Source organism: Meridianimarinicoccus aquatilis (genome assembly GCF_004358675.1).
Taxonomy (GTDB): Bacteria; Pseudomonadota; Alphaproteobacteria; order Rhodobacterales; family Rhodobacteraceae; genus Meridianimarinicoccus; species Meridianimarinicoccus aquatilis.
This window is the reverse complement of the sequence record NZ_SMZO01000109.1, coordinates 1-4,972: the sequence shown is the minus strand read 5'-3', so window position 1 is coordinate 4,972 and position 4,972 is coordinate 1. Positions and strand designations below refer to the sequence as shown.

Below are 4,972 nucleotides of genomic sequence, written 5' to 3'. Positions count from 1 at the left end.
CTGTTTGGCCAGCTCGGCCTCCACCCGATCGACATTGTCCATGAGCGCGTCCATGGCGCGCAGAAGGTGGTGGTGCTCGACCTGGGGCGGCATCTCGGGCATGGCCACGGTGTCCAGCCAGCGCAGGCAGCCGAGCTTGCTTGTTGGGTCGCAAAGACGGTTGAAGACCATGGCGCGCACAAGCGCCTCGACATCCAGCTTCCGCTTTCCGGATCGAAGCGCGCGCCCCAGAGCGCGATCAAAACCGAGATCTTTCCACAGCGCGTGAAGCGCGAAGACATCTCCAAAGGCCTTGGCCGGCGCATGTGTGATCTCCAGGGCCGCAGGCTCATCCCGTCCGGCCACGCGGCACAGGCCACGGATCAAAGTGTCGAGATGGCCATCTTCCATGCCATCGATGCGCCCAAGGTTGGCAACCACACGATGGCGCGGCTGGCCGGCCTCATTGCGGTAGGACTCGACGACCTGCAGATAGCGCCGCTCACCGCTTTTGTTGATCCGCACAAACATGCCTACAGAATACATCCTAATGGCATTGCTCACAAGCCGATAAGAACCCTGCACGTGTGACTACAGCGCTTTGCCCAAACCGCACCGCTAACTCATTGATATGACTCAGGCAGCCGCGCCGATTTGGGGAAATGCCGACAGATTTTGTCGAACTTGGGAGCGCCGCTACAAACGCCGCAACAGGATCGAGATCATGTTCGGTCGCCTCAAGGACTGGCGCAGGATTGCTACCCGTTACGACAGGTGCCCCAAGGTGTTCCTCTCTGCCATCGCTCTCGCCGCAACCGTCATCTTCTGGCTTTGAAATGACAACGAGTCCTGACCCTAACTTCTAGCCCGTCTTAAGTTGCCAAATAATCCATAACAATGCGGTGTTATGTTATGCGTCTTGCAAGAGCCTTGAACATTCCTCAACAACATATTCTGGCACGCTTTCAAACTTGTGGGGGTTGAGCTGCATCACATACTCATTTTCGATGTGATACGATTCATTGATGAATTTCCAAATGATATCGTCCTGATGCTTGCCTTTGATGATCCTGAACAGTTGGATTTTTTCGTATCCAACGTCAGTTCCAAGGAACTTCGCCTTCATCACTTCATCATCACCAATCTGCTGGACCAATGCGTCGTAGTCGAATGATGGTATCAGTATTTTGATTTCAGTCTCGGCGGCGGCTTTCTCCTGAGCTGTCATGTCACGGTTTTCAGCTTTGAGATTTGGAACCGCTCGCCCATGGAGCAAGCTGGCTAGGAGATTGTACTCCAAGCCAACATTGTCCAATATTTCATAGTGCCTACGCAGGTAGATAGCTTTGATGACGTCGTCGATGTTCTCAGAAAGGACGTCCTTACAGATTTTCGCGAACGTTCGAATATCACCGCTCGTGATGAGCGTTTCCTTGACCTCGCCTTGCCGACAAGAGAGGAAAGTTGCTGATGGCTTCGGGTCTTGGAACTTGTGAGCCATGCTTTTGACGACGTCGATGGCTGGCTCAATGTCGTGGGTAAGCATCAAGGTGGTCCGATCTCGAAGACTGCCTTTCCCCCTGAAAAGCTGGTGTAGGATCGCAAATTTCTTGTTCTTGTCGAAGGATGAGATCGGATCGTCCAGAATGACGATGTCAGGGTCTTCGCTAATCACCTGATGCATGAAGAGTACCAAAGCGAAAGCGTTCTTCTCGCCGTAGCTAAGATGTGCTGAGGCAGAGTCGACGAATTCTGATAGGTCTTCGTGGATCAGTTTCATCTTGTAAGAATCTGGTTCGGATATGATCTTCACGGAGTACTTGTAGCCCGCAGACTTCAAGAACCCATTGATGCTATCTTGGTTTTCTTCGATGGTTTTTTTGATCTTCGCTTTGTGCTTGTTGATCTGACCCTTGAGGTTGCCGACTTGCTCGATCAGTTTATCCAATTGGGCATTTATCGGGTCGGTGACAGCCCGTGTCTGATCGGAATCGAGTTTATCAATCATGCCAAGGTCAATTTTAAGAAGGGGCATTTTCTTGTCGATCTCATCCACGTCGCGGAGCGAAAAGAATGAAATTGTTCTCAGCCCGTCTAGCTGCTGGATCAGCGCTTCTATGCTATTCTTGAGATCGCTCAGGAAGGTCTTTTGCGGCGCAGTCAGCTCCGTTTTTGCTTTTGTGACCTTTTCTAAGTTTTCTTGGCAACCATCACTGAAGTACTTACCCAACCGCTCAATGACTTCCTTCAGATTGTTGAGGTGATTGATGGCCGTCGCATCGTATTCCTTGGCGACCGCCAGTGCTGTTTCCTTTTGCTCAGGTTCGGGTAGGGCAGTTGCGCAATAGGGGCAGGTGTCCCCTAACTCTAGAAATTCTTTGCCTTTTATTTGCCAACCTATCCATTTTGATGGGTTAGCACTTTTCACGAACATCTCAAACGGCAGCAACTCATCGGGAATATTGTCAATCTTATTTCCCGAACCAAATGCCTTGAGCACTTTGCTAGACTTCGCGATGGAGCCATCTTTGTTAGGCTTACCGAAGGCATCTCTAAGGTCTTTGAGATCCTTCGTCGTTTGTTCGATTTCTGGGCGATCTGCAAAGGCCTTCTTGATACCATCAAAGAGCTTTTCAATGTCAGCCATTGCGGTGTCGTACTCAGGCGTTTTGATGAAAATATCAAAGCTGTTTTTGACAACCTCATCCTGCTGAAAAGCAAACAAGTTTACGTATGCTTCATCGAAAACAAGCGCTGAGCTTATATCTCCAATTCCATCAACTTTTGGCTGCGATGCGCCGGTTTTCCCACGGCTCTTGAAAGGCACAAGTTCTGCCAAAGTACCATCGTCACGGGCTTGGCTAACAATTGCCTTGGCGATAGTGCTTTTTCCAAGCCCATTGGGGCCAAACTTGATATTCAGGCACCCCTTTTCCACGCCAATGTTTGCGGTGTCGATACTGTTGCAGTTTTCGATGGTAATTTCATAATCGGCCATGATGCCCTCAAAAAATTTTAGTCCTACGGTAGGGATCAAATCCTGTCGTACAAAGTCGCTATTGTGTGGCCGCTACGGTTGGCGCATCGACGTATACCGCCTTGACCCAAAACACGCCGTACATGATGAAAATGGCAATCATCGCCCATGTGATTTTTTCTAACACTGTCATAGCAACAGCTTAGCCGTCTTGCCATCCATCACCTGAGAGAAAACAGCAAATCCCCCTGCCCTTCCTGTGGGTAAGTTACCGCAAGCCCGCTTGGGGCAGATTACCGTCAGCCTGCCGCTGAACATGCGCGGCCACGGTGACACCTTCGGCCTGAATGCAAGCCTGTACGATCTCAAAGAGATTGGACGCAGTTGGATTGCCTGCTGCGCTCAAGGTGCGCATGAGGTTCTTGTCCACCTTGCCAGTACGCTCGGCCAGCTCTTTGAACCCCATGGTGGCGTTGACGAACTGGCGTAGCAAAAGTCGCCCTTCATCCAGCTCACCACTGAGCAGAGAATTGAGCGCATCTTCCAGCATTTCCGCCCCAAGCTCGGGGTTTTCATCGACCATGGCTTTCATGGCCGTTTTGTATGATGTGGTTGGCATTATCCTTTCCTTTCTGTTGTGGTTTCATCCTGATAATCACGCCAAAGCTGTTTGGCTTTAGCGATGTCATCGCTCTGGCGGCGCTTTGTGCCACCGTGCAGCAGGATCACGAGCCTATCGCCCTCTTGGCCTAGGTAAATCCTGATCCCAGCCCCGAATGTGAGTCTGATTTCGAAAACACCGTCACCGACGGATTTGAGGCTTCCGGTGTTACCCTCTTCCAATCGGCCTAACGCAACAGTCACCCGTTTTCTGGCCTGTCTGTCGATCTTGGCAAGCCACTTGATAAACGGCTGCTTCCCTTCTGGTGTCGTGTAAACTTCAATCTCAATCATATAAATAAAGGTATCATATACGATACCATAAGATCAAGAACTATCTAACCCCTGTGCCTACCCCAATCATTGGGTAGAAAGTCCAACCTGCTCTTCTGAGCTGACTGGAACCTGACGAATAGCGCTGCCGCTGTTTGTTGTGTGTGAAGGTGGTTCCCATTTTCCCCTGCTTCGTATGAGCCTGCTTTCGCTTGAGTGTCGTTCCGTCACACATGGTTCTGCCGGAATACCCCCTTGCGGGGTGGGACTGTTGCGTTAATTTGCGCGTGTTGAGCTTTCCCTGATGGCACAGGTGGTTACGTGGCGGTTTTGAAGAGGCTGGCGATGAATTCAATCTCGCCTCTGACGCCGGGTTGTTTGTGGTGGATATGGCCGCGTTTGATGGTCCGAATCGTTTCGACTCCGCTGAGGGTCGCTTTGGCGGATCGGAGCGAGCGGAAACTCTGGCGATAGCCAAGGAGCCGTTTCATTGCGGCGTGGTCGCTCTCGATCAGGTTGTTTCGCCATTTCCGGTCAATGTGACGGATGCTGTCGAAGTGCGGGTCATATCGGTGGTTGATCTCGCGGATGACGCGCCGGTAGGCGTGTGCCTTGTCGGTGCAGATTGTTACCGGCCGGTGGAGCCGCACGCGCTCGATCGCCTTGCAAAGAAAGGCTTTCGCGGCCTTCGCATCGCGTCTTGCGGTCAGCCGAAAGTCAACCATCTGCCCGTTGGCATCGATCGCGCGCCAGAGGTAGCGCCACTTGCCGCCGACGCGGATATACGTTTCGTCCACATGCCAATCAACGCTGCCGCGGCGCAGATGCCGTTCGGTGCGCCGCGTCAGCTCCGGGCCAAACTTCTGGACCCAGCGATACACGGTCGACCGATCGACGTTGACGCCGCGCTCCGCCAGAAGATCCACAACATCTTGGTAGGACAGCGGGAAGCGCAGATACCAGCGTACGGCGCACAGGATGATCTCACGTGGAAAACGATGGTGCTTGAACGGTGATTTATGCGGCATCGAGAACCTCCAAAGCCACATCGTCGCTACGAAACGAAGCTAATGCAACAGTCCC

At 52.1% G+C, this 4,972-nt stretch carries 4 protein-coding genes and 2 pseudogenes; 1 reads left to right on the top strand and 5 read right to left on the bottom strand.

Annotated features, from left to right (window positions below; all coding sequences use genetic code 11):
- Positions 1 to 510: pseudogene (locus tag E2L05_RS20375) on the bottom strand (IS1634 family transposase); the annotation flags it as partial.
- 157 nt (positions 511 to 667) lie between these two features.
- Here E2L05_RS20375 and E2L05_RS20370 point away from each other — a divergent pair.
- Positions 668 to 814, top strand: a pseudogene (locus E2L05_RS20370) (transposase); the annotation flags it as partial.
- A 75-nt stretch (positions 815 to 889) separates the two neighbouring features.
- On the opposite strand, the gene E2L05_RS20365 reads toward E2L05_RS20370, so the two are convergent.
- The 4 genes from E2L05_RS20365 to E2L05_RS20350 form a co-directional block, all read right to left on the bottom strand.
- Entirely contained in the window at positions 890 to 2,977 is a 2,088-nt protein-coding gene (locus E2L05_RS20365) for an AAA family ATPase (RefSeq protein WP_133344854.1), read from the bottom strand.
- A gap of 247 nt (positions 2,978 to 3,224) precedes the next feature.
- Positions 3,225 to 3,575 carry a helix-turn-helix domain-containing transcriptional regulator gene (locus tag E2L05_RS20360; RefSeq protein ID WP_133344852.1) on the bottom strand — a complete coding sequence of 117 codons (351 nt, stop codon included), beginning with the start codon at positions 3,573 to 3,575 and terminating at the stop codon, positions 3,225 to 3,227.
- The gene (locus tag E2L05_RS20355; protein ID WP_133344850.1) at positions 3,575 to 3,910 is read right to left on the bottom strand and encodes a type II toxin-antitoxin system RelE/ParE family toxin; all 336 of its coding nucleotides are present in this window, start codon (positions 3,908 to 3,910) and stop codon (positions 3,575 to 3,577) included. The genes E2L05_RS20360 and E2L05_RS20355 overlap by 1 nt, the downstream gene beginning before the upstream one ends.
- A 296-nt stretch (positions 3,911 to 4,206) precedes the next feature.
- Positions 4,207 to 4,917, bottom strand: coding sequence for an IS6 family transposase (locus E2L05_RS20350; RefSeq protein ID WP_133343683.1), 711 nt, complete (start codon positions 4,915 to 4,917; stop codon positions 4,207 to 4,209).
- Positions 4,918 to 4,972 lie beyond the last annotated feature (55 nt).

Coding starts and splice junctions, on each gene's coding strand:
- E2L05_RS20365 (WP_133344854.1), bottom strand. CDS start 2,977: ATGGCCGATTATGAAATTACCATCGAAAACTGCAACAGTATCGACACC.
- E2L05_RS20360 (WP_133344852.1), bottom strand. CDS start 3,575: ATGCCAACCACATCATACAAAACGGCCATGAAAGCCATGGTCGATGAA.
- E2L05_RS20355 (WP_133344850.1), bottom strand. CDS start 3,910: ATGATTGAGATTGAAGTTTACACGACACCAGAAGGGAAGCAGCCGTTT.
- E2L05_RS20350 (WP_133343683.1), bottom strand. CDS start 4,917: ATGCCGCATAAATCACCGTTCAAGCACCATCGTTTTCCACGTGAGATC.